18 protein-coding genes are annotated in these 24,101 nt (G+C 63.5%); 13 read left to right on the forward strand and 5 right to left on the reverse strand.

Going from position 1 to position 24,101, the window contains the following annotated elements:
* The first annotated feature begins 1 nt into the window (after nucleotide 1).
* From KGJ62_04275 to ligA, 3 genes are all read left to right on the forward strand, one after another.
* Nucleotides 2-1,867 carry a hypothetical protein gene (locus KGJ62_04275; GenBank protein ID MDE2125784.1) on the forward strand — a complete coding sequence of 622 codons (1,866 nt, stop codon included), beginning with the start codon at nucleotides 2-4 and terminating at the stop codon, nucleotides 1,865-1,867.
* Nucleotides 1,868-2,027: 160 nt separating this feature from the next.
* Nucleotides 2,028-2,918 carry a nucleoside hydrolase gene (locus KGJ62_04280; protein ID MDE2125785.1) on the forward strand — a complete coding sequence of 297 codons (891 nt, stop codon included), beginning with the start codon at nucleotides 2,028-2,030 and terminating at the stop codon, nucleotides 2,916-2,918.
* Between the two features lie 31 nt (nucleotides 2,919-2,949).
* Nucleotides 2,950-4,989 carry an NAD-dependent DNA ligase LigA gene (ligA, locus tag KGJ62_04285; protein ID MDE2125786.1) on the forward strand — a complete coding sequence of 680 codons (2,040 nt, stop codon included), beginning with the start codon at nucleotides 2,950-2,952 and terminating at the stop codon, nucleotides 4,987-4,989.
* Nucleotides 4,990-5,208: 219 nt separating this feature from the next.
* Here the strand turns inward: ligA and KGJ62_04290 are convergent, their stop codons facing one another.
* Nucleotides 5,209-5,799, reverse strand: coding sequence for a hypothetical protein (locus KGJ62_04290; protein MDE2125787.1), 591 nt, complete (start codon nucleotides 5,797-5,799; stop codon nucleotides 5,209-5,211).
* A gap of 664 nt (nucleotides 5,800-6,463) precedes the next feature.
* Here KGJ62_04290 and KGJ62_04295 point away from each other — a divergent pair.
* The 8 genes from KGJ62_04295 to KGJ62_04330 all read left to right on the forward strand — a co-directional run bounded on the left by KGJ62_04295 (nucleotide 6,464) and on the right by KGJ62_04330 (nucleotide 15,641).
* The gene (locus KGJ62_04295) at nucleotides 6,464-6,832 is read left to right on the forward strand and encodes a DUF2294 domain-containing protein (GenBank protein ID MDE2125788.1); all 369 of its coding nucleotides are present in this window, start codon (nucleotides 6,464-6,466) and stop codon (nucleotides 6,830-6,832) included.
* Nucleotides 6,833-7,130: 298 nt separating this feature from the next.
* Nucleotides 7,131-7,220 (forward strand): K(+)-transporting ATPase subunit F, encoded by a 90-nt coding sequence (gene kdpF / locus KGJ62_04300; GenBank protein MDE2125789.1) that lies wholly within the window; start codon nucleotides 7,131-7,133, stop codon nucleotides 7,218-7,220.
* A 12-nt stretch (nucleotides 7,221-7,232) separates the two neighbouring features.
* Nucleotides 7,233-9,095, forward strand: coding sequence for a potassium-transporting ATPase subunit KdpA (gene kdpA, locus KGJ62_04305; protein ID MDE2125790.1), 1,863 nt, complete (start codon nucleotides 7,233-7,235; stop codon nucleotides 9,093-9,095).
* A 41-nt stretch (nucleotides 9,096-9,136) separates the two neighbouring features.
* The gene (kdpB, locus tag KGJ62_04310) at nucleotides 9,137-11,242 is read left to right on the forward strand and encodes a potassium-transporting ATPase subunit KdpB (protein MDE2125791.1); all 2,106 of its coding nucleotides are present in this window, start codon (nucleotides 9,137-9,139) and stop codon (nucleotides 11,240-11,242) included.
* A 41-nt stretch (nucleotides 11,243-11,283) separates the two neighbouring features.
* Nucleotides 11,284-11,907 carry a K(+)-transporting ATPase subunit C gene (kdpC, locus tag KGJ62_04315; protein MDE2125792.1) on the forward strand — a complete coding sequence of 208 codons (624 nt, stop codon included), beginning with the start codon at nucleotides 11,284-11,286 and terminating at the stop codon, nucleotides 11,905-11,907.
* Nucleotides 11,908-11,921: 14 nt separating this feature from the next.
* Nucleotides 11,922-13,790, forward strand: coding sequence for a HAMP domain-containing protein (locus KGJ62_04320; protein ID MDE2125793.1), 1,869 nt, complete (start codon nucleotides 11,922-11,924; stop codon nucleotides 13,788-13,790).
* Entirely contained in the window at nucleotides 13,765-14,496 is a 732-nt protein-coding gene (locus KGJ62_04325; GenBank protein ID MDE2125794.1) for a response regulator, read from the forward strand. Before KGJ62_04320 ends, KGJ62_04325 begins: the two co-directional genes overlap by 26 nt.
* Complete coding sequence (locus KGJ62_04330; protein ID MDE2125795.1) at nucleotides 14,493-15,641, forward strand: universal stress protein; 1,149 nt, start codon at nucleotides 14,493-14,495, stop codon at nucleotides 15,639-15,641. The genes KGJ62_04325 and KGJ62_04330 overlap by 4 nt, the downstream gene beginning before the upstream one ends.
* Here the strand turns inward: KGJ62_04330 and KGJ62_04335 are convergent.
* The 3 genes from KGJ62_04335 to KGJ62_04345 all read right to left on the reverse strand — a co-directional run bounded on the left by KGJ62_04335 (nucleotide 15,638) and on the right by KGJ62_04345 (nucleotide 20,520).
* Complete coding sequence (locus tag KGJ62_04335) at nucleotides 15,638-17,071, reverse strand: DUF1501 domain-containing protein (GenBank protein ID MDE2125796.1); 1,434 nt, start codon at nucleotides 17,069-17,071, stop codon at nucleotides 15,638-15,640. The genes KGJ62_04330 and KGJ62_04335 overlap by 4 nt on opposite strands.
* 3 nt (nucleotides 17,072-17,074) lie before the next feature.
* A complete protein-coding gene (locus tag KGJ62_04340) occupies nucleotides 17,075-19,486 on the reverse strand; it encodes a DUF1549 domain-containing protein (protein MDE2125797.1) in 2,412 nt (803 codons plus the stop codon).
* A 65-nt stretch (nucleotides 19,487-19,551) separates the two neighbouring features.
* Nucleotides 19,552-20,520, reverse strand: coding sequence for an ROK family protein (locus KGJ62_04345; protein MDE2125798.1), 969 nt, complete (start codon nucleotides 20,518-20,520; stop codon nucleotides 19,552-19,554).
* Between the two features lie 53 nt (nucleotides 20,521-20,573).
* On the opposite strand from KGJ62_04345, the gene murJ reads away from it, so the two are divergent.
* The gene (murJ, locus tag KGJ62_04350; protein MDE2125799.1) at nucleotides 20,574-22,265 is read left to right on the forward strand and encodes a murein biosynthesis integral membrane protein MurJ; all 1,692 of its coding nucleotides are present in this window, start codon (nucleotides 20,574-20,576) and stop codon (nucleotides 22,263-22,265) included.
* On the opposite strand, the gene aroF is transcribed toward murJ, so the two are convergent.
* Nucleotides 22,262-23,317 carry a 3-deoxy-7-phosphoheptulonate synthase gene (gene aroF, locus KGJ62_04355; GenBank protein MDE2125800.1) on the reverse strand — a complete coding sequence of 352 codons (1,056 nt, stop codon included), beginning with the start codon at nucleotides 23,315-23,317 and terminating at the stop codon, nucleotides 22,262-22,264. The genes murJ and aroF overlap by 4 nt on opposite strands.
* A 189-nt stretch (nucleotides 23,318-23,506) precedes the next feature.
* Between aroF and KGJ62_04360 the strand changes: the two genes are divergently transcribed.
* Nucleotides 23,507-23,980, forward strand: coding sequence for a hypothetical protein (locus KGJ62_04360; protein MDE2125801.1), 474 nt, complete (start codon nucleotides 23,507-23,509; stop codon nucleotides 23,978-23,980).
* Nucleotides 23,981-24,101 lie beyond the last annotated feature (121 nt).

Consider the following 24,101-nt stretch of genomic DNA (forward strand, 5'->3'; position numbering starts at 1 on the left):
AATGAACCTGGATACTGAAACCACCGCACGCAGCCGCCGACGCCGCGCCATTCTGCCCGGCATCACCGCCGGCGTGCTGCTTGCAATCGTCAGCTATCCTGCCGGCAGGACGGTCATTACGGAGCAGCTCTTGAGCCTCACGCCCTGGACTGCGTGCTATTCGCAGTGGAGCAGTGTCCCGGGCCACGGCTCGGCAGGTCTGGACCGGGCGCTCGAGCAGACGGCTGCGCGCCATCCGTCGGATGCACGGCTGCAGGTCGGTGCGCTGCTCGCCGCGCACCAGATGTCGTTCCCGAGCCTTGTGCCGGCATTGCGCGTATTGGAAGCTGCGCACCCCGGCAGCGTCCTTGCCACAGCCGCGGCACTTAACTATGAAGTAGGCGCGCTCAACGCCACGCGGACCACAAACGCTGCCGTCACTGCGGACGAGTCTGCGCCAGCGCACGCCGGCCGAGCACCGGCTGTTGCTCCTGAAACGCTCCTGGCAGACGCCACCCGCGGAGCTGCTCTCGAGCCGGATAACGGCTACTTCCCATTTGTACAGGCGATCGCCCTGTTGCAGATGTATCGTGATGCCGACGCCTTCCGGGCGCTGGCGACTGCCGCTGCGGCGCCTAACTTCAATGACCACCTTCTGGACGCGATCGCGGCCACGGACGCGGCTGCCCTCCGCGCCGAGCCTGACTTACTTGGAATCTCGCGCGCCGTTATCGCGGAAGCAGCTCTGTTCCCCCAGTTTGCCCAGTGGCGTGGCGCGGCAAGGCTCATCCGCGTACGCATTAACCAACTCGACTCTCACGGAGATTTCGTCCACGCCATGGCGCTGCGTATGGAGCTGCTGCATCTCGCGGCAGCGATGCGCATCCACTCGACCACGATGATCGGTGGATTGGTGGCCATAGCGATTTCAGGTATCACAGAGCAGGCGCCAACGGCGTACTTGCCGCCCAACTATCACCAGCTTGACACCAAAGCCCGACTGGAGGCTCAAACTTCCGCCATCAGGAAGTATTTCGGCCTGCACGCAACTCCGGCCGATGCGGCGTGGATCGCGCAAGACCGCGCAGACTGCACGGCATACCGGTTGGCGTGCCAGAAAACACTTGAGCCGGGAAGCGTTACTCAGCGCGAGGAGACCCAGGTGCTGACGTTACTGGTCATTGGTGATCTGCTGATGCTGGCGGCCCTGCTGCTGGCTGGAGCAGCCGCCCTCGCCGCCGCTTTGTTACCCGCCGTCAACCGGGGCGCGCGTTGGGGTCTTGGTCCGGTAACGAGGTACGCGCTTACCGGCGGCTTCAGCCTGGGCGCGCTAGTCGCGCTCGCCTCGCAAGCCGGCAGCTACCAGGTTTTCTGGTGGGCGGCAGTCGCCACCGTGCTTGCCGCCGCGCTGGCGCTTCCAGTGATGTCGTTCCGGAATCGGCTGAGTGCGCTGAAGGTGGCGTTAATCCCTGGGATCGCTACGGCGCTGGTTGGCACGTTCCTGGCCAACATTGCCGGACGCGGTTCCCTGCTGGCCGGTTTCGCCGACATTTACGGCAGCGATGGGCAAGCGGCAGCCCATTGGACCGCCATCGAGGTCGCAGTTGCGGCTGGCCCGCTCCTCCTGGTGCTCGCCGTGGTTGCGGCGGTCACGTTCTGGTGCCGCGTGCCGCTCACTCTCGGCGTCGTTCGCGGCGTGCGCGGTGTCGCGCCCGTGGTCTGCTGCGCCACGCTGCTGCTGTTCGCAGTCGAGACGGTGATGACGCTGCAGAGTAATCAGAGACTGAATCAGTCGATCAGCCATAACCTCTATCATCCCACTACCATCGCGCAGCTCCGGGCCAAAGGCATCCGACCGGGTACGGTTCCAAGAGACCCGTATCTCTAACGGGCCGTGCGAATAGCCGCGGCCGGCATGGATCGGCCGCGGAATAACGAGCGAGCCGGGTCGGGAATGGGGCAGGAGTAACCGACGGCAGTATCGCAACTACCGATCGTGAACACCCCGTGTTCACTGCCGGGGGTACCTTCAAGAAGTGTCCGAATCGATCGTTCCCGTCCTTCTGGATACCGACATCGGCAGCGACATTGACGATGCGCTGGCGCTCAGCCTGCTGCTCAAAGAGCCTTGCTGCCGCCTGCTTGGCATCACCACGGTAACGGGGGAACCGCACCATCGCGCCTCGCTGGCCTCTGCAATAAGCCGCGCCTTCGGCCGTGGAGATATTCCCGTGCACGTAGGTGCGGCCGAACCATGGCTCATTCCGCAGCGGCAGCCGCATGTCCCCCAATTCGCCGCGCTCCGAAAGGGCGCAAGCTATGCCACGTATCACACGCGCAACACCGCGGTGGAGTTTTTGCAGAGCACGATCCGGGCGCATCCGCACGAGATCACGCTGATCGCTATAGGGCCTCTGACCAACATCGGCCTCCTGTTTGCCACGGATCCCGAAATACCGCCGCTCCTGAACCGCCTTGTTCTGATGGGCGGCTGCTGGTTTCAATCTCCCGGAGCGCCACCTACGGTTGAGTGGAACATTCTGTGCGATCCGCACGCGGCGGCGCGCGTTTTCGCGGCGCCGGGTCTGCGCATCGAAGCGGCCGGGCTGGACGTAACCACACAGGTCAAGCTGGCAGGCGACACCTGCACCGAGCGCCTTCGCGGTCTGGGTCATCACCTCGAGCTGGTCGCCGATATGACCGATATATGGTGCGGCGGCAGCCGGCTGGAGGTGACGTTTCACGATCCGCTGGCAGCGGCTCTGCCGTTCCATAACGGGCTTTGCACCATGGAGACCGGTTCAGCAGTAGTTGAACTCTGCGGCGCATTTCCCGGCAAGACCGACCTCCGCGCAGATCAAGCCGGCACGTGCAGCGTTGCCAGAACGGTAGATGCTCAGCGGTTTCTCGACCTGTACTGGAAGGCGCTGGCGGCGTGAGGCGTACCCTCCTGGTTCGGAGCCATGCGGCATGACCTCTGCTGCGGCCGGCGCCGCGGCGCGCGCTGGTGAACTTCGCCGTCTGATCGGCGAGCACAACCACCGGTACTACGTGCTCGATGATCCCTCCGTCTCCGATGCGGCATTCGACGCGCTGATGACGGAGCTGCAGCAGCTGGAAGCGGAGTACCCCGAACTGGTTGTGCCGGAGTCACCAACACAGCGGGTAGCTGCCGGTGTTTCAACCGGCTTCGCCACCGTTGCGCACCGCGCTCCGATGCTCTCGCTGGATAACGCCTTTGGCGAGGCTCCGCTGCGCGCGTGGGAAGCCCGCAACCGCACCTACCTGGGCATGCCCGGCGACGCGCCATTTGAGTATGTGGCCGAGTTAAAGATCGACGGCGCCTCGATATCGCTCCACTATGAGCACGGCAAGCTGGTTCGCGCCCTAACGCGTGGAAATGGTGAGGAGGGCGAAGAGATTACGGCCAATGCCCGCGCTATCGCCACGATCCCGCTGCAACTGCTGGAGAGCAGCGTGCCTCCTCCGGAGTTCATTGAAGTTCGCGGCGAGGTCTACCTCACGTTTGAGGAGTTCGCACGCATCAACGCCGGGCTGGAAGAGGGCGGCGGAAAAACCTTCGCCAACCCGCGCAACGCCGCGGCCGGCAGCCTGCGGCAAAGGGATCCTGCGCTGACGGCGCACCGGCGCCTCAATACTTTTATGTATACACTGGGCGCTGTGGATGGCATGGCTTTTGATGCGCAGTGGCAGCTGCTGGAGACCTATCGCGAGTGGGGCCTCAGAACCAATCCCAACGTGCGCTTGTGCCGCGGTATCGACGAGGTTCTGGCTTTCTGTGACGAGTGGGCCGTAAGGAAAGAGTCGCTCAACTACGATATCGATGGCGTGGTCGTCAAGGTGAATGCGTTTGCGGTACAGGCCGAGCTCGGCGCGGCCAGCCGGAGCCCTCGCTGGGCCATCGCCTATAAGGGATACACACCGAACCAGGCACGGACCGTGGTCGAAGAGATCGCCGTCCAGGTAGGTCGACTTGGCACGCTGACGCCCGTCGCGCATCTCCGCCCGGTGAACGTTGGCGGCGTCACCGTGTCGCGGGCGACCCTGCACAACGAGGACGAGATCCGGCGAAAGGATGTGCGGATTGGCGACACGGTGGTGGTTCAGCGCGCCGGTGAGGTGATTCCTGAGGTCGTGGAGGTGGTTGTCGACGCGCGAACCGGCGCCGAGCGGGAGTTCCGCATGCCGGAGGAGTGTCCGGTCTGCCGGGGAGAGGTGGAGCGAGCGGCCGGCGAAGCGGTTTCGCGCTGCATCAATGTCAGCTGCCCCGCCCAAATCCGGGAGCGCATCCGTCACTTTGTATCGCGCAACGCGATGGATATTGAGGGCCTGGGCGACAAACACATCGACCAACTGGTTACTCGGGGCATAATCGCCAGCGCTGCCGACATTTACAGCCTCACGCTGGAGAAGCTCGGTCCGCTGGAACGGATGGGCGATCGCCTTGCCGCCAGTATTCTCGCCGCCATCCAGGCCGGCAAACGCCGGCCACTTCAACGCCTCCTGTTTGCTGTTGGCATTCGCCACGTGGGAGAAGGCGGCGCCCGGGCGCTGGCGAGGGCGTTCGGTTCACTTGAGGCGGTGCGAGATGCTTCCGAAGAGCAGCTTGCCGCGGTGCCCGACATTGGCCCCACAACGGCCGCCAGTATCCGCCACTTTTTTCACGACCCGCACAACCAGCAACTCATCGCGGCGCTGGAGGAGGCCGGTGTTGTACCGGAAGCCCAGCAGCGCGCGCCGGAATCCAACCGTTTCGCTGGAAAGACGTTTGTCTTTACAGGTACGCTGCAGCAGTTGAAGCGCGAGGATGCGGAAGAGATTGTTCGGCAGCACGGCGGCAATGCTTCGGGAAGCGTGAGCAAGCAGACGAGTTGTGTGGTGGCCGGCGAAAAGGCCGGCTCGAAACTCGATAAAGCCCGCTCTTTGGGCGTGGAGGTCATCACCGAGGCAGAGTTCCTGGAGCGTGTTCAGCGTGACGACGCCTCGTGAACGGGCGGAAGCGGTTCTGCGGCTCGAACAGTTTGTTTGGATTTCACGTCAGGCTCCGGTCTGCTGCTGCCGCGCAGCCGGACTGAACGCGCGTCGGGCCGCTAATCGCAAAAGCGTAGCGAGTCAGCCGTCATCCGGCGTGTACCAGACCAATCCGGCAAACCGGCTTGGTCTGGTACGTGCGCATGGCAGCAGGACGAACCCCGATCCGCTGTCGCCTTACGGCAGTACGCGAATGGTGATCGGATTGGCGTACAGCGTGGTCTGCAGAGCGGCCGCGGGTGGGTTCAGCCCCGGCACATCCGTCGAGGTTGCCGTCGACCACGCACTGAGAGTGTAGGTGCCGGGCGCCGGCGCCGTGGCGTCGTTTTCGAACCCATGGGTAGCGCCCTCAATTATCAGGAACGAAGTAATATCTGGCGGACAATAACCTGGCGGTCCGTCGGGACCGCCTTCGCCGATTCCCGGCGGAGTCGGTGGTACCAACGTCTGCCCGCCCCGAGTGTCTGTCAACACCCACCGTACAGGCTGGTAATCAAACCCGTTCTCGAACGTAACGGCAATACTGGCGTTGGCGGCTTGCGACTGGGCAAGGTAGTAGACGAACCGCAGATGCATCACCTGGCCGGTCCGGTACGTGGCATGATCGGCCTCCTGAAGGAACGTCACACCGAATACCGACCTCGGCGTCGATTCCACCATCATATTCTGCGCCGTCTGGACGGCGCCCGAACCTCCGCCGTTCCCGCCGCATCCCGAGCCGAACAACATGGCTGCAAGGATCGCAGCCGCAAGATAGGGCCTCTTCATCGCTTTCTTTCCTTTTGGGGGATGAGTGGGGGTTTGTCAGTATCCGAAGTGGAATGGATAGAAGATGGCAGCCGCAGACGCATGAAGTGCAGGTCCGGGATTCGCATGTCGATGCGGCCCACTGCCGAGAGGCGCACAACCTCGGAGTCGGTGTCATGCGCGGCGTCTACAAGAACGAGCGCGGTATCGGGGGAGTAATCTGCGGTCACCTGCGCGTGGCAGATGCGTCCGGACGCGGAAAAGCCTATGAGGGGAAACGCAATGCAGAGGTGCGACCACAAACGCACCGAACAGGCGCGGATTCAGTCAGAGAGAGAGCTGAATTGCCCGCCCGGTTGGTTACGCCGTTCACGATCGATCGCTCACTGTCTGCGCATGGCTGTCACTGGGCGTCTTGATTCCATTCTACCACGTTTTGCCGGCGTTTGCCGCATGGCCGGCGCTCGACCTGCGCACATTCGGCCCGCCGACGTAACGCACACGGGCCAACTTATGCAACCACTTGATTTCGGTGCACGTACTTGGTATAATTAGCGAACAAGCTTCTGGTTGACGAGAGCAAGGGGCCGCCCCGCGGTCCGGTGCATTTGTAGGCCAGCATCCTGCGGAACCGCGCGAGCGCGTTCGGCATCGATGCTGGCTTATATGCGTTTGAGGCGCAAGAATGAACCGCCAGACCAAGGGCAGCATCGAGGCAGAGGTCGGCAATGCCGTGGTGAAGTTCCAGCGTGAGCAGCAGGGCCGCGGTCCCGCGCAGGTTGAGGTGCATCTGCATCGTGATCTGCTGCTGGTGCGCTGCAGCGGCGTCTTCACAGCCACGGAGACACGCCTTGCATCAACGCCGGAGGGAAAAAAGCTGATACGCAGCGCGAGACACGAGCTCCGCGTGATCAGTCGCGCTGAGATCGAGGCAGAGATCGCCGGCATTGTGGGCTGCCCGGTGCTTCGCAGTTACGGTGAGATCGATACGGATGTGGCCGAACTCATCGAGGTCTATGTGCTCGATGAGGATGTGGAGAAGCGCCTGGCTTAGGTCGGCAGAGCGGGAGCAACACGTTATCGGGGTGTGAACCGACGGGATAGAGGTTGCCATGCAGAGGGGCCGACGCAAGTCGGCCAGTCTGCAGGGAGGCCGCACGGTTTGGGGCCGCGCCGGGTAAGGAACCCGGCGCAGCGCCGAATCATGCGGCCTTTTGTCGTTTGCCGGGCGCCGCGGCCCTGGCTGAGGAGGCATGTGATGGCCGATTTGCTCTGCATTCTTCTAACACTACTCTTCTTTGCGATCTGCGTCGCCTACGTGGGCGCGTGCAACCGGCTGTAAGGAGTTCGCTGTGGACCTTGAGCTGATATCGGCGGCGATCGCCGCGCTGCTGCTGATGATCTGGCTGGTCTATGCGCTGCTCCGTCCGGAACGCTTTTAGGGGGACCCCGGAATGACCGTGAATGCCGTTTTTCAAATCGTCCTGTTTCTGGCCGTGGTGCTGCTCTGCGCGCGCCCAATGGGCAGTTACATGGCCCGCGCCTGCTCCGGTGAACGAACCCTCCTTTCACCGCTGCTCGGTCGGTTTGAACAGGTTGTCTATCGCGCATGCGGCGTCGATCCCAACCACGACATGGTCTGGCACGAGTACGCGTTCGCACTCCTGGCCTTCAGCGCAGTTGGCATGATTCTGACCTATGTGATGCTTCGCCTGCAGGGTTTGCTGCCGTTCAATCCGCAGCGCCTTGGTGCCGCGCAAATGCCGCCGGACCTTGCCTTCAACACAGCCGCATCGTTTACCACTAATACAAACTGGCAGGCGTATGTTCCGGAGACATCCGTCTCACAATTCTCCAACATGGCCGGACTGGCTGTGCATAACTGGACCTCGGCCGCCTCAGGCGTGGCTGTGGCCCTGGCGCTCATTCGTGGCATCTGCCGCCGTCGCGCGCAAACTGCAAATGGTGTGCCCGAAACCTCGGCTCCAGGCAGCTCAACGGCATCGGCCGCCGGCGGGATCGGAAACTTCTGGGCCGATATTGTGCGCGTGTCAATCTACGTGCTTCTGCCGACATGTGCCGTCTACGCTTTCGTATTGGTGTGGCAGGGTGTACCGCAAAACCTGTCTCCCTACACGCAGGCAACCACGCTGCAGGGCGCGCGCCAGGTGATCGCGCAAGGGCCGGTGGCGTCGCAGGAAGCCATCAAAATGCTGGGCACCAATGGCGGCGGATTCTTCAACGCCAACAGCTCGCACCCGTACGAAAACCCAACACCCCTGACGAACGCCCTCCAGTTGGTCAGCATTTTCCTGATTCCGGCCGGTCTGCCGCTCACGTTCGGCAAAATGGCAGGTTCGCTCCGGCAGGGTTGGGCGATCCTGGCGGCCATGTCGGTACTGTTCCTGATAGGCGCTTTTGCCTGCTGCGCCGCCGAGCAGTCCGGCAATCCGAATCTGGCGAAACTTGGCGTGATGACGCGGGCCTCCGGCGCGCAGCCGGGAGGAAACATGGAGGGCAAGGAGACGCGATTTGGCATAACCGGTTCGGCCCTCTTCGCGGTTGTAACCACAGATGCCAGTTGTGGCGCGGTGAATGCCATGCACGACAGCTTCACGCCGCTCGGCGGTCTTGTGCTACTCGCCAACATCCTCTCCGGCGAGGTGATCTTCGGCGGCGTTGGCGCCGGCCTCTACGGCATGCTCATGTTTGCCATCCTGGCTGTGTTTATCGGCGGCCTGATGGTGGGCCGCACGCCCGAGTACATCGGCAAGAAGATCGAGCAGTTCGAGGTCAAGATGGCTATGCTGGCCGTCCTGGTTCCGGCCGCGTCGATTCTGGGGTTTACAGCCATCTCGGCAAACCTCAAACTTCCGGCGGCGTCCGGCCGTGCTCCTGCCTCGTGGAACCGCGCGGATGGCGGCGGTGCGCGTCTGGGAGCGACCTGGAACAATGCTGCCAACGCCGGGCCGCACGGCTTTACCGAAATCCTGTACGCATACGCCTCTGCCACGGGCAACAATGGCTCCGCCTTTGCCGGCCTTACGGCGAACACGCCCTGGTACAACGGCACCATCGCGCTGGCCGCGCTGATCGGCAGGTTCCTGATGATCATTCCGCTGCTTGCGATCGCAGGCAGCCTGGCTCGCAAAACGCGGGTGCCCGCAACCGCAGGAACATTTCCAACCGACAGCCTGACATTTGTGGCGCTGTTGGTTGGCGTGGTGGTGCTCGTCGGAGCATTGACGTTTTTCCCCGCCGTGGCGCTTGGCCCGATCGTTGAGCATCTCCAGATGACCGGCGGACGACTGTGGTAGGGAAGCGAAGGGAGACGGAATTGCCCGCAGCTGAACCAGGTATTCCGGAGCGGATTGAGCAGCCCGGCCAGGGCATTCCGCCACGGCCGCACCACGCGCCGCGATCTCTGCTCGATCCCGAAATCGTTCGGCGCGCCGTTGGCGACGCCATACGTAAGCTCGATCCCCGTGCCGTGGCCAAAAACCCGGTAATGATGGTTGTAGAGGTCGGGAGCGCACTGACAGCCTCGTACTGGCTGTACGACCTGTTCAGCAGGAATCCGGACGCCCTGTTCACCGGTCAGATTACGTTGTGGCTCTGGTTCACGGTTCTCTTCGCCAACTTTGCTGAGGCGATGGCGGAGGGACGCGGAAAGGCACAGGCCGACTCTTTGCGCCGGACCCGTACCGAAACGACGGCCCGCAAACTGGTGAACGGAAGCGAACTCGCAGCCCCGGCCAGCGACCTGCGCAAGGGAGACCTGGTGGTGTGCGAGGCGGGCGACGTGATACCCGGTGACGGCGAAGTTGTTGAAGGCATCGCCAGCGTAGACGAGTCGGCTATCACCGGTGAGTCGGCGCCGGTGATTCGCGAGAGCGGAGGCGACCGCAGCGCCGTAACCGGAGGCACGCGGGTGCTCTCAGATCGCATCGTCATCAAAATCACCTCCAACCCGGGCAGCACGTTCATCGACAGGATGATTGCGCTGGTCGAGGGCGCCAGCCGGCAGAAAACACCCAACGAGATAGCGCTCTCCATCCTGCTCGCCGGACTGACGATCGTCTTCATGCTGGCGGTGATCACCCTGCTGCCGTTTGCTGAGTACAGCGTCCGCGCCGCCCGGGCCGGTACGGCGCCGTCCGTTACCGTGCTGGTCGCGCTGTTGGTTTGTCTCATCCCCACCACCATCGGCGGCCTGTTGTCGGCGATCGGTATCGCGGGCATGGACCGCGTGATGCAGCACAACGTCCTGGCCACTTCCGGCAAGGCTGTGGAAGCAGCCGGCGACGTCACGACGCTGCTGCTGGATAAGACCGGAACCATCACTCTCGGTAACCGGCAGGCCGTGGCATTGATCCCACTTGCAGGAGTGGACGAGGCGGAGTTGGCGGACGCTGCGCAGCTCGCATCGCTAGCCGATGAGACGCCGGAAGGGCGCAGCATTGTGGTGCTGGCAAAGGAGCAGTACGGCCTCCGGGAGCGCGAACTCAGCGACGACGTGGAGTTTGTACGGTTTACAGCCCAAACCAGGATGAGCGGTGTGAATATCGGCGGCCACCGCGTACGAAAGGGCGCGGCCGCCAGTATCAAGGCCTTCGCAGGAGAACCTGCGTCCGACCTACCGACCGAACTGGATGCCATCGCAAACCGCATTTCGCAAATGGGCGGCACACCGCTTGCCGTCGCGCGCGACCAGCGCATCCTGGGAGTGATCCACCTCAAGGATGTTGTGAAAGGCGGCATGCGGGAACGCTTTGCCGCGCTGCGACGAATGGGCATCAAAACCGTGATGATCACCGGCGACAATCCGCTGACTGCCCAGGCAATTGCGGACGAAGCCGGAGTGGACGATTTTCTGGCTGAGGCAACGCCGGAACAGAAGATGGCGCTGATACGGCGCGAGCAGGCTGGTGGCAAGCTGGTCGCGATGACCGGTGACGGGACCAACGACGCACCGGCGCTGGCGCAGGCGGACGTCGGGGTCGCGATGAACACCGGAACCCAAGCTGCGCGGGAAGCCGGAAACATGGTCGATCTCGACAGTAACCCAACCAAGCTGATTGAAGTGGTGGAGATCGGAAAGCAGCTGCTGATCACGCGCGGCGCGCTCACTACATTCAGCATAGCGAATGATGTGAGCAAATACTTCGCCATCATTCCGGCCATGTTCGCCAGAACGTGGCCCGCGCTTGCGGCTCTCAGCTTCCTGAAGCTTTCCAACCCACAATCGACGCCGGAGTCCGCCATACTTGCGTGCGTCATCTTCAATGCGGTCATTATCATCGCGCTCATTCCGATGGCGCTGCGCGGCGTTGCGTACCGGCCAATGAGCGCTGCAGCGGTTCTGCGCCGAAACATGCTCAAGTTCGGCCTCGCCGGCATACTCCTGCCGTTTCCCTGCATCATGGCGTTGGACTGGCTGCTGACCCACCTCCGCCTGGCCTAGCGCCTTCGGCCGAGTGTCCCAACTGCGAGAGGAGACCCAAAATGCTCAAACAGATCCGACCAGCCGTTATGTCGGTGGTGCTCTTCACCGTTTTCGCGGGCCTGCTCTTTCCGCTGGCGATCACGCTCGCAGCGCAGGCGCTCTTTCGGTGGCAGGCAAACGGAAGCCTCATCCGGCGCGGCGGTACCGTCATCGGCTCGCGGCTCATCGGCCAGCAGTTCGACTTGCCAGGTTATTTCCATCCCCGGCCATCCTCTGCCGGCGCCGGTTATGATGCCACCGACTCGGGAGGATCCAACCTTGGACCCACCAGTGCAAAGCTGATCAACGGCGTCCATTCCAGCGCGAATCGATCGGATAGTTTTGCCGGTGTGGCCGATCTCGCGGCTGCATATCGGCGTGAAAATGGCCTCGCGCCGAACGTACCGATTCCGGCCGATGCCGTTACGCGATCGGCCAGCGGACTGGATCCCGACATCAGCCCTGCCAACGCCAACCTTCAGGCCGCGCGCGTAGCGCAGGCGCGTCGGCTGCCGCTGGGCGAGGTACGCTCGATCATCGCTGCCTGCAGCAGCGGCCGCACCCTCGGTTTTCTAGGTGAGCCGCGGGTGAATGTACTGGAGATGAATCTGCGGCTGGATCGCGCCGGCCACCGTGGCGGGTAAATCGGGCAAACATCATGCGCAACCTCCGAACGCGGCTCCTCACCAGTCATCTCGTGCTTGTGGCCATTATGGGCGTGGTTATGACGGGCGCGGTCGTCAACTTCTTCCGGCTCGGGAGGTCCATCGACCGCATTCTGCGCAACAACTACAAGTCGGTGGTCGCCGCGCAGGATATGAAACAGGCACTCGAGCGGCAGGACAGCGCCGCAACCTTTCTTCTTGCAGGGCAGCCGGCGCAGGCGCGCCTGCAGTTTCAGACGTACGCTGCCCGGTTCGAAGCGGCATATCAGGTCGAGGCGCATAACATCACGGAGCCTGGCGAGCAGCAGATGGCCGATGACATCCAGAGGCAGTTCGCCACCTACCACCGCGAACTTGCCGCCTTTCTTTACGCGGCGCCGCCGCTGCCGGCAGTGACCGCTCGGGCCATCTACTTCTCGCGGCTTGAGCCGGGGTTTGTCCGTTTGACGCAGAGGGCACAGGATGTACTGGATCTGAATCAAGCCGCGATTGTGCGCGCCGACGAACGGGCGAAGCGTGATGCGCGAAGCGTATCGCTTACCGCCGTAGCCGTGACGCTGGCCGCGTTCACCCTGGCGCTCTGCCTGGCAGCGGTAACGGTGCGCGCCTCGCTGGCGCCATTGCGCTCGCTGGCGCTGCAGGCCGAGGAGATCGGCGCGGGCCGGCTGAACCAGCGAATCGAACTGCAGCGGACCGATGAAATCGGCGCGCTCGCGGAGTCTTTCAACCACATGGCGGAACGGCTGCGGCAAGCCCGGAAGCTGGAAGGCGAGCGCCTGCGGCGAGCCGAGCGCATGTCGGACGCGGCGCTTGAGAGCCTGTACGACCCGGTGCTGGTTACCGATTCCGAGGCGCAGATCGTCTACCTGAATCCCGCGGCGGAGGGCCTGTTTGGCTCAGCGGATGCGCTCAAGACCCAGGAGCCGGCCCGCGCGCTCGGCGATCCTCGGATCTCTGAGGCTATCGCTCGTGCGATTCACCAGGAGCACGTTACGGCGGCCGAGGATGAAGCCGGATTGGTCACTTTCCGAGCCGGTGAGGCCACGCGCACGTACCGCCTCCGCGTGAGCCCAATGCGCGATGAGGAGGGGGGCATTCTGGGCGCCGCGGCCGTACTCGAGGATATCACACACCTCCGCGAACTGGATAGATTGAAGACCGAGTTCATTGCCGTGGCGTCGCACGAGCTGCGAACGCCGGTGACCAGCCTGCTGCTCTCGGTTCAGCTCATGGAGGCGGGAGCGGTCGGCCGGTTGACGCCGGAGCAGGCTGAGCTGGTGCGCGTTCAACGGGACGACGTTGAGCGCCTGGATCGGATGATGCGTGAACTGCTGGAGATGACGCGTCTTGAAGCGGGTGTGACGCCGCCACGGTTCGAGATCACGAAACCGGCAGCGCTGGTATCCGCGGCAATTGCTGCCCTGGGTGCCGAGCGAGCTGGTTGCGGCGTGCCCCTGCTGACCGCCGTGCCGGACGATCTCCCGATGGTACGAGCCGATCCCGAGCAGGCCGAGCGCGTGCTGGTGAATCTGCTTACCAATGCCCTGAGGCATACCCCGGCGAGTGGGCGCGTGGAGGTAACCGCGGTCACCCAGCCCGGCTGCGTCAGGTTTGAGGTTCGCGACACCGGCGCGGGGATACCACCGGAATACCTGGCGCGCATCTTCGAGCGGTTTGTGCAGGTTCCCGGCGCCACACGCGGTGGCACGGGCTTGGGGCTCTCCATCGCACGGATGATCGTCCGCGCGCATCACGGAGAAATCAGCGCCACCAGCACGCCTGGTGAAGGCTCGGTGTTCAGCTTCACACTGCCGGTTGCCGAGACGAAGGGAGTGAATGATGGCCCGTATACTGCTGGTTGATGACGAGACCAACATCCGGACGATGGTCCGGCTGGCCCTGATCCACGCCGGCCACATGGTAGAGACCGCGGCGGACGGAGACGAAGGTCTCAAGCGGTTTGGAGATGGTTCCGGCGTCGATCTGGTCCTCCTGGATCAGCGGATGCCGGGCATGAATGGGCTGGAGGTACTGCGCGAAATGCGGCGCCGCAATCCCGCCGCGCGCGTGATCATGGCTACGGCGTTCGGCACCATCGATCTCGCCGTGGATGCCATGAAGGCCGGAGCAACCGACTTTGTCCGCAAACCGTTCACCAACGAAACCCTGCAGAGTGCCGTTTCGGCCGCCCTTACCAGCTCACCGCAGCCGGGCGGCGGCGGAGTGACCTTTGGCTCAACCACGATCAACGGCTTCCGTATCCAGTTCGACCCCTCCACTTCACGGCACGATACCACCGGCTACCGGCAGCAGTTTCAGGTACGCTCCCCGGATGGCGTCGATGCCGGGTGTCTGGTGGTGCTGCCGTCGTATTTGATCGAGTTGGTCAAGGCCCGTACCGATCGCGAGACGCTGCCTGGTGGCGATCGATTCTGGCAGGCGCTGTGCGAGGAGGCGTTGGCCAACTACATCTGGCAGCATGCCGAGCCACCGGTCGGCGGCCGGCTCCGCGTGGAGGAGCTTAGCTCCGGCTTGCGGCGCTTTGTTGACGCAGTACTGGCGCCATGAACGGGCCGTCAGGGCCAACCGGCGAAACAGACGGCGAAAAACGGTCCCCGATGGAATCCGGAGCCGGCCGCTCGCGCGGTCGCTTGAAGGTGTTTCTGGGCTTTGCGGCCGGGGTTGGCAAAACCTTTGAGATGCTGAATGAAGCCAACCGGCGGGTTCAGCGTGGACAGGACGTGGTGATCGGCTTCGTCGAGACGCACGCCCGCGCCGGAACTGCGGCGCAGATCGGCGACCTGGAAACCGTGCCCAGGCGTCGCATAGAATACCGGGGCGCAACGTTTGAAGAAATGGATGCCTTAGCGCTGCTGCAGCGCCGTCCACAATGGGCGCTGGTAGACGAGTTGGCGCACACAAATGCACCGGGCAGCCTGCGCGAAAAGCGCTGGCAGGACGTGGGAGCGCTGCTGCAGGCGGGCATCAATGTGGCGACCACGTTGAACGTTCAACACCTGGAGAGTTTGAATGACACGGTTTTTGATATAACGGGCATCCGTGTTCGGGAAACCGTGCCCGACGACGTGGTGCGCCAGGCCACCGAGATCAAATTGGTGGACATCACCCCACGAGCGCTAATTCACCGGCTGGAGCGAGGTGACATCTACGCCGGCGACAGGGTGCATAACGCGCTGAATAACTGGTTCCGCGAGGGAAACCTGAACGCACTGCGCGAAATTGCGCTCCGCGAGGTTGCACACGAGGTGGATGATGAGGTGGAGGCGTGGCGACACGCCAGGAACCTCACGGAAACCTGGGCGACGCACGACCGCGTCCTGGTCTGTATCGATCCCGATCGACCCTCGCTGCGGCTGCTGCGGCGGGGCTGGAAGATCGCGCAGCGGCTGCACGGCGAGATCACGGCGGTTTTCGTTGAGCGTACCCAGCCCTCGACACGCCAGCTGGAGATACTGAAGAGCGATTTCGCTTTGGCCGACAGGCTCAACGTGCCGGTGGTGACCCTGTACGGTGATGTGGCCGCCGAAATTGTCCGTTATGCGCGAGAGCACCAGATTACGCAGGTGGTTCTCGGCCAACCCGAGCCTCAACGCTTTACACTGCGTGCACACGGAACGGTTGCCGCCAGAGTCGCACGGGACCTCCAGGGCGTGGATATTCTGCTGGTGGGGTCTGCCGAAACCGGCGCCTAAACCTGGGCAAGCACCTCCATGATCGGCTTGCCGGTCCCATCCTTGGTGATGAAGAACGGTCGCTTTTCAATGGTATAGGCGGTTGTGGGCGCTATGCCCAGAGTGTGGTAGATGGTTGCCTGCAGGTCGGGAATCTGGAACGGCTTGTCGACCGCAACGCATGGACGCTCGTCGTTGGTGGCGCCGTAGATTGAGCCGGCGCGAACGCCGCCCCCGAACAGCAGCACCGATCCGGCGGCCGTAAAGTGCCGGTGCATACCGTAGTATTTGGTTTCGTGGATGAACGGCGGCACTACCACCTGATCTTTCACTCTATTGTCGGGCTTGCCTTCGCACAGCATATCCCTGCTGAACTCACTGGCCACAACAACCAGCGTGCGATCGAGCAGGCCACGCTCATGCAAATCACGAATCAACTGCGCTACCGGCGAGTCGATCTGCTGCTTCAGCACGGCCGTACGGGTGTTGCCGTTGTCGTGAGTATCCCAGTACTTGAACGGTATGTACTCGGTTGTAACTTCTATGAATCTTGCGCCCGCTTCCAGCAGGCGGCGAGCAAGCAGGCAGCCGTGCCCGAAGCGGCCGGTGTCGTACTTCGCAAACGACGCGGCCGGCTCAAGGCTCAAATCAAACGCCTTTGCCGCCGGTGAGTGGAGCAGCCGGTAGGCGCTGTCCATCGAGCGCAGCATCGACTCTTTCTGAAAGTCGCTGCCATGCATGGTGATCGGACTGTCGGCCACCAGCTGCCTGTAAAACCGCTCGCGGTTTGCAAACCGCGACGGGCTCATTCCTTGCGGCGGGCGTACGGCCCCCATAGCGGCATCCGGCAGTGGAATAATGAACGGACCGTACTCGCTGCCGAGGAAACCGGCAGTATGGAACGCTTTCAGCTCTTCGCCTTCGCCGACGTCAAACCGCTGGCCAATATCAACAAATGCCGGAACCGCGTCGTTCTTTGGTCCAAGCGCGCGCGCTACTACCGCCCCGATGTGAGGCGCGGCCACGGTTTGCGGCGGAGCATAACCGGTGTGCCACTGGTACTGGTGGCGAGAGTGCAGGATGAAGCCCAGATCGCCGGCCACGTACGAGCGCATCGCCACACCACGATCCATCACGGAGCCGATCTGCTCCAGCCCCTTTGAAAAGTGCAGTCCGTCCACTACGGTCGGGCTGGATGGAAATGTACTGAGGATCCCCTGCGACGACATGCCGGGGGTGTACGGTGTGTATCGCTTCGGGTCGAACGTCTCGGTGTGCGCCATTCCTCCGGCCATCCAGAGCAGTATGACCGCATCCGCCGTCGGCTTGATGACCGGGGGCGCGGCAGCGTGTGCACACACTTCCGGAGCGCCGGCAGACAGGGCGCCGAGCGTTGCGGCCGATGCCGTCTTCAGGAAATCCCTGCGCGAATACTCAGCCTGCTTCGACATTTCTCAATACTCCAGTTGAAACTCGGGCAGCATCATCACCGCCCATAACAGATCCTGTACGCCAGCGGGCGAAGCCGGGTTGCCCGTCATTCCCAGCGCAGCAGCGCCTTCCCGGGCGGTTGGCCGACGGCCAAGCGCCACCTCCCATAACCGGTTCACCAGGTCGTGGGGGTTTGGGTAAGCGGCCATCATGCGCCGCGCTCCCTGCTCTATCATCCCATTCAGCGTTTCGCCGTTGGTCAACTCCATCGCCTGAAGGGTACTCGCATCGGCCGCCCGTGCGGTGACCACCTGGTCGCGATTTGGCCTGCCCAGGGCCGTCGTCAGTGGGTCTGCGGCGGCAAGCGCAGCGCGAACGCCGCTCAAGCGCGAGCCTCCAACCGCAATGAACAGCCGTATGGCCGTTACGCCCTTGCCTTGCGCAACGCCTGCTGCATCCGGCCCAGCGGTTACCAGAAGCTCGGTTGCATGCGCCGGCAGCCTATAAAGAATGATCGAATCCGCATGCGTTCCGATTCCGTTCGTCCAGGTTTTTCCGCCCAGGTTTAGCGGACCATTGACGATGTTTGACCCGGTATGCGCCTCTCCATAGCCGGAGCTGGCGTAACTCCATCGCAGGCTGGTGAGCGGCACCGACCCGGCGGTCGTCTCCACGGTCGGTTCTACCCAGTCGGCCCAGTCGTCTGTTACGGTCGGTCCGGTTGCGGTCGCGATCAGCGCCACTGTGGCGGCGCCGGTCAACGGCACACGGATGGCGACCGAGCCGGAACGCAGTACGGGCGAGGCATAGGCCAGCCGCGCGCCGGCCGGCAAAACCGGCGCACCGCCCTGTATGGCGAATGGAGCGTCTGCCGGACTGGACCAGACCCCCGTGATGGTGGAGACGCCATCTACAAACTGCTCCGCCGTCATCCGCTTCACCTGCGGCCCGTGGAACACGTATGCCGGCGATACATCCGGCGCGCCTCCGACCGATGCCGAGGCATACGCCCTTGAAGTGGCAATCTGGGTGAGCAGGCGCCGCACGTTGTAGCCATGCGCGGCAAAGTCGGTGGCGAGCCAGTCGAGGAGGTCCGCGTCCCACGGCTGCTGATCCATATCGTCCTGTGGTTCCACCAGCGCCCGGCCCATCAGGCGGCCCCAGATGCGATTCACAAAGGTCCGCGTCAGTCTGCCATCACGCGGCGACGTGATGATCGCGGCTAGCTGCCGCATACGCTCCGCTTTGGAAGCATGCGCATCGATAGACCCGAGCTGCGGATACATGAACCGGACGGGCGCCACCACGCCCAGCGGTCTGTCGCACCGGTACATCTCCAGTGGTCCATCGGCGTAGATACCGGCCATACCGTACGAATCGGTGAGCTTCCAGGTACTGATGAAACTGTCGTGGCACGACGCGCACTTGAGGTTTACGCCCAGAAACACTTGCGCGATGTTCTGTGCCGCCTGCATCTGCGGCGTTTGACTGGCATTAACCACGCCGCGCCACTCAATGCCCTTGATAAATCCACTGCTGGCCGGTATCGGATTGACCAGCTGCGCTACAAACTGGTTGTACGGCATGTTGCCGGCCAGCGCATCGTAGAGCCAGCCCGTAATCTGCGTCCGTCCGCCATCGATGTAACCCGTACCGGTGTAGTCGTTCCGCAGCATGTCGTTCCAGAAGCTGATCCAGTGCGTGGCGTAATCTGCGTTGTCACTCAGCAGGCTTTGAACCAGCATCGCTCGCTTATCGGGAACGCGGCTGCGGAGAAACGCCTTCAGCGCTGCCGGCGGCGGCAGCAGCCCGATGAGGTCCAGCCAGACACGACGGGCGTAGACCCGATCGCTCACCAGAGTCGACGCCGCGATGTGGTGGCTGATATCGTAGGCGCGAACAAGCCGGTCGATTGGGTTGGTCAAGCCGGGCGCAGCCGGTGGCAGCTTCACGTTCCGTGGAAACAGCAGCGGCGTCCAGTCGGCGCCGCTGCCGGCCTTGTCGAACGGAGCGCCTTCGTCGATCCACACCTTGAGCACGCCGATATCGTGGACCGAGAGGCGTGGACCGCGGGCCGGCATCACCATGCCGGGTACCAGGCCGGAGACCAGCTGGATCAGCTTGCTCTTGTTCGGGTGGCCGAGCACCACAGCCGCACCGTCGACTCCACCGTGGAGCAGACCCGCACGGGTTGCCAGCGAAAGCCCTCCCAGGCGCATACCATCGGCATGGCAGCCGTAGCAGCTGCGGACCAGAATCGGCTTCACATCGGTGGCATAGTCCAGCCGGCGCCCGGCCGCGGTCTTGATCCCAACCGAACTCCCGGCCGAACTATGTTTCGCCTGCCTGGGCCAGGCGGTTTTCCCGGGGTGTTGTGGCCACGCCATGGCTGCAGCCGCCAAAAGCAGCAGCATTGAGGCGGGATACCATTTCAAAATGCACATCACCCGGGTATTCGCGGTCGGCTGCCGCGGAACCTGCCCCGCCTGCTCTCCGCGCTTCAAAGCGGCGCCATGACCAGCGCGATCGCCGCCATGTCCTGCGCTCGATCACCGAGCCCGGCCGGCACGATTTCGCAGCCGGTGGCCGCGCGCGCCCAGGCGTGCGCGAAGACCGAAGCGCGAATCGGATCGAGTATCAGTTCCTGGGCGTGGACGGCAATCGTGCCCAGGATGATTCGCTCGGGATTGAGCGCCTGAATCGCGTTCGCCAGGCCGATGCCCATGTAGTGACCCGCTTCGCTCAAGACGTCCTGGGAGAAGGCGTCGTCGCTCCGCGCCGCCTCAATTACGTGCTGAGCCGTAATAGCGGCCGCCACGCCGCCCGCACGCTGCAGCAAGAGCCGGCCGCGGCCGTACGCCAGTCGATCCACGGCAAGCCTCGCAATCGCCGGTCCCGAAGCCAGCGCCTCCAGACAGCCGCGTTTGCCGCATCGGCAGAGCGGGCCATCCGGGAGGATGGTGGTATGGCCAAGTTCACCGGCCATGCCGCTCACGCCGCGCAGCAGCTTGCCATCCACGATAATGCCGGCTCCGATACCCGTGCCCATGGTGACATAGATCAACTGCCGGCAGCCCCGACCGGCGCCAAGCCGAAACTCGGCCAGGGCGGCGGCGTTTGCGTCACGTTCTACCACCACCGGAGCATCGAACGCTTCTTCCAGGAGCCGTTTTACCGGTACTGCCGTCCATGAGGGTAGGTTCGGCGGAGCCATGATGATGCCTGAGTCTGCGTCCAACGGCCCTCCGCACGAAACGCCAATGCCTGCCGGCCGCGCTCCGGCGCCGGCCGCATTCAGCAGGCCTTTGCCTGCCGTTGCAAGTGCGGCCAGCGTTTGCCCCGGCGAGCGGATACCTTCCTCTGTCGGTTCCTCGTGGCGGCCGATGATCGTTCCATCCGGCTCGGCCAGCGAAACGGCGCACTTGGTACCACCGATATCAACACCCAACAGCAAGCCACTCGTGGTCATTCATCCTCCATCGTCGCCAGAAGCCGGTTAAAGCCGCGCGCGGGCACAGTATAATGCCACCTATGCAGATGACCCCGCCCGACTCCTCCGACCCAAAGGGCAGCGGATCCGCAACAGGCAGGCCGCTCGTGCGCCGCAGCATCGCCGGGGCAACGGCGATTATGATGGCCGGCATCCTGGGAAGCCGGATCCTGGCGCTGATCCGCGATAGGGTTATTGCACATCAGTTTGGCCAGGGCTTTGCCACCGATACGTACAACGGCGCCTTCACGGTGCCGGACCTCATCTTCTTCCTGATTGCCGGTGGGGCATTCTCCAGCGCGTTCATACCGGTGTTTTCCGAGTACGTGGAGAAGGGCAAAGAGCGCGAGGCGTGGCAGATATTCAGCGTCGTCGCCTCCATCATGGGCATTGTTGTAGCGGGCTTTATTGTACTGGGTGAGGTGTACGCGCGTCGGCTCGTGATATTGACCAACCCGGGCTACGTGGCCGTCCCCGGCAAGGTTGAGGCCACCGTAGCATTAACACGTATCCTGCTGCCGGCGCAAATCTGCTTCTTCCTGGGCGGCCTGATGATGGGCACGCTGCAGGTAAAGCATCGGTTTGGGCCTACGGTGCTGGGCCCCCTCATCTACAACACCGGCATCATCTGCGGCGGCCTGTTCCTGGCTCACCGGTTTGGCGTGGCGGGCCTCTGTATCGGCGCCGTTACGGGCGCCGTGCTGGGGAACCTGCTGCTCCAATGGCTCATGGTGCGGCGCATGGGCGGCTACTTTCTGTTTGGCGCGCTTCGCCGGCACTGGCGTCACCCGGGCGTGCGGCAAGTGGGAATCCTGATGCTGCCGGTGATCTTCGGCCTGGCGCTGCCGCAGGTGAGCACCATCATCGGCAAGATATTCGCCAGCCGGCTCGGTGATGGCCCGCAGTCCGCTCTGATGAACGCCAACCGCCTCATGCACATGCCGCTTGGCATTTTCGCGCAGTCCACGGCTCAGGCGGCATTCCCCACGATGGCCGCACAGGCTGCGCGCGGCGAGCTCTCCGCGCTCCGGGGCACCGTGAACTATGCCCTCAGGCGGGTGCTGTTCCTCACCGTTCCTTCGTCGGTTCTTCTCTATGTACTGGCTCTGCCGGCCGTACAGACGATCTTGCAAACCGGCGCATTCGGGCTGCAGAACTCACAGATGGCTGCTGCATGTCTTCGCTTGTTTGCCGTTGGGCTGTTCGCCTGGTCGGGTCATGCAATCGTGACGCGCGGATTCTACGCGCTCAAAGACAGTGTCACGCCGGTGGTGGTGGGCACGGTGGTTACCGCCATTTTCATACCCATGAACTTCGTGGTTCTGGCGGTAATCGGCACCGCCGCCGGCAAACACACGCAGGCGGTTGCCGCGCTCGCCGGCGTTACGTCGATTGCCGCGATGCTCCACATGCTTACCATGTTGGCGCTTCTTCGCCGCCGGCTTGGCGGCATCGAAGGTGGCCGGCTGCTGGCATCCGTTAGCCGGATCGTTTTGGCCTCTGCCGGCGCCGGCCTTGTCTGCACCGGGATACGGAATGCGCTGCAGCGCCCGCTGATGGCCGGCCGCGGCAGCGTGACGCTGCATGCGCTGGCGCTGCTCGTCGCCTGCAGCGGCGCCGCCATCGCCGTATATGCAGGCCTGGCATTCGCGTTCAGGATGGAGGAGACGGAAGTCATTCGCCGGATTGGCGCGAAGCTGCTGCGGCGCAGGCCGGCGGACTAACCCGCGCCTTCGTATTCCGGAAGCATCGGCTCCATCGTTCGACCCATGGCGGACGCGATCGGCTGCAGGCTGCGCGCCAGATCCCGGAAGTCGGCCGGGAACATCGACTGCGCGCCGTCCTTGAGCGCTCGGTCGGGATGCGGATGCACCTCTACCAGCAGCCCGTCGGCCCCCGCGGCCAGGGCGGCCCGGCACATCGCGGGAACCAGCGCGCGGCGGCCGGTTCCCTGGCTGGGATCGACGATCACGGGCAGGTGCGACAGCTCTTTGACCGCCGGCACGGCCGAGACATCGAGCGTGTTCCGTGTGTAAGTTTCAAAAGTTCGGATACCGCGCTCGCAGAGCATCACGTTGGGATTGCCGCCCAAAAGGAGATACTCGGCGGCCTGCAGCCACTCGTCCAGTTTCGCCCACATGCCGCGCTTCAGCATCACCGGCGTCGAGCATCGTCCTGCCTCCCGCAGCAGGTCGTAGTTCTGCATGTTCCTTGTGCCGATCTGCAGGATGTCAGCATATCGCGCCACCAGCTCAACATTGCGCGGATCCATCACTTCCGTAATGGCCCGCATACCTACCTCATCGGCCACGTCACGCAGGATCTTCAGCCCATCTTCGCCGTGCCCCTGAAAAGAGTAGGGCGACGTGCTGGGCTTGTAGGCGCCGCCGCGCAGTATCCGCGCGCCGGCTGCGTAACAGGCGCGCGCCGATGCCAGCGTCTGCTCATGCGTTTCAACGGTGCACGGGCCGGCCATCAGGCAAAACTGCTCACCGCCAACCTGAACGCCCTTTATATCCACCACCGTGCCGTCGGGATGAAACTCGCGGCTTGCAAACTTGTAAGGCCGGAGAATGGCGATCACGCGCTCAATACACGAGAGCGCCTCAAGGCTCTCGGAATAGCGCGCCTTGTCGTCCTCCGGCACGCCGACGGCTCCGATCACGGTTCGCTCCGCGCCGTATATTGGGTGGGTTTCGTAGCCCCAATCGCGGATGCGCTGCTCCACGTCGCGCACTTCTTCCGGCGTGGCGTGGGCTTTCATTACAACAATCATGCGGTTTCCAACATCCTTTCAAGCTCCGAAAAGTTCTCGTTATCTCCAACGAGTCTACCAGAGCGGATGTGGCCGAACCGACCGCGATAGCGCGGAACGGAGGGTAAAAGCCCGGCGAATGCGGTAAACCAGAGATAGCCGGCGTGCAGGTCCGCCCGGGCGCCGGCGCCGAAAAGGGAGGAAGTTGCGATGACGGTTGATTTGCCGGCGGATGTGGCCGCTGCGTGCGCGCCGCTGTTCGAGCTACTGCCGATCACGCGGGCCATGGGGACATTGCTATCCGGCGCCGAGCAGTGTACCGACGTGGTGCGGCAGGTTATTGCCGAGCCGGCGGTCGCGCCCAATCCGGCGCTCGTCGCAGGATTATGGCTGTTCGTGGATGACCTCACACGGAGCCACACGGTGAGTCAGGGAATCGAGGGACCAACCGGCGCGTGGTGGCATGGCATCATGCACCGCCGGGAAGGCGATTTCAACAACAGTCTCTACTGGATGGCCCGGGCGTCAGGTCACCCACTGCTGGCTGAGCAGCCGCAGCTGGCGCCCGCGGCCCTTGTTACAGCCGCAGGGGCCACCGGCGCCGCCAATCCGCCCGATCTTGTGAGGCGCCAGCGGGAAGAGTGGGTGGCGCTCTTCAGCTGGTGTGCGCGGAACAGGGCCTGAGTTTCAACGGCGAGCGGCGGCGGCGCCGCGCGTGGGCTTCGCAGGCAGTTCAACCGCAAACCGCCCGCTCAGCGCAGATTCTCCCGATCATATTGGCCGAGCGCAGTCTTTATCTTATGGA

Source organism: Armatimonadota bacterium, assembly GCA_028871815.1.
Taxonomy (GTDB): domain Bacteria; phylum Armatimonadota; class Chthonomonadetes; order Chthonomonadales; family Chthonomonadaceae; genus REEB205.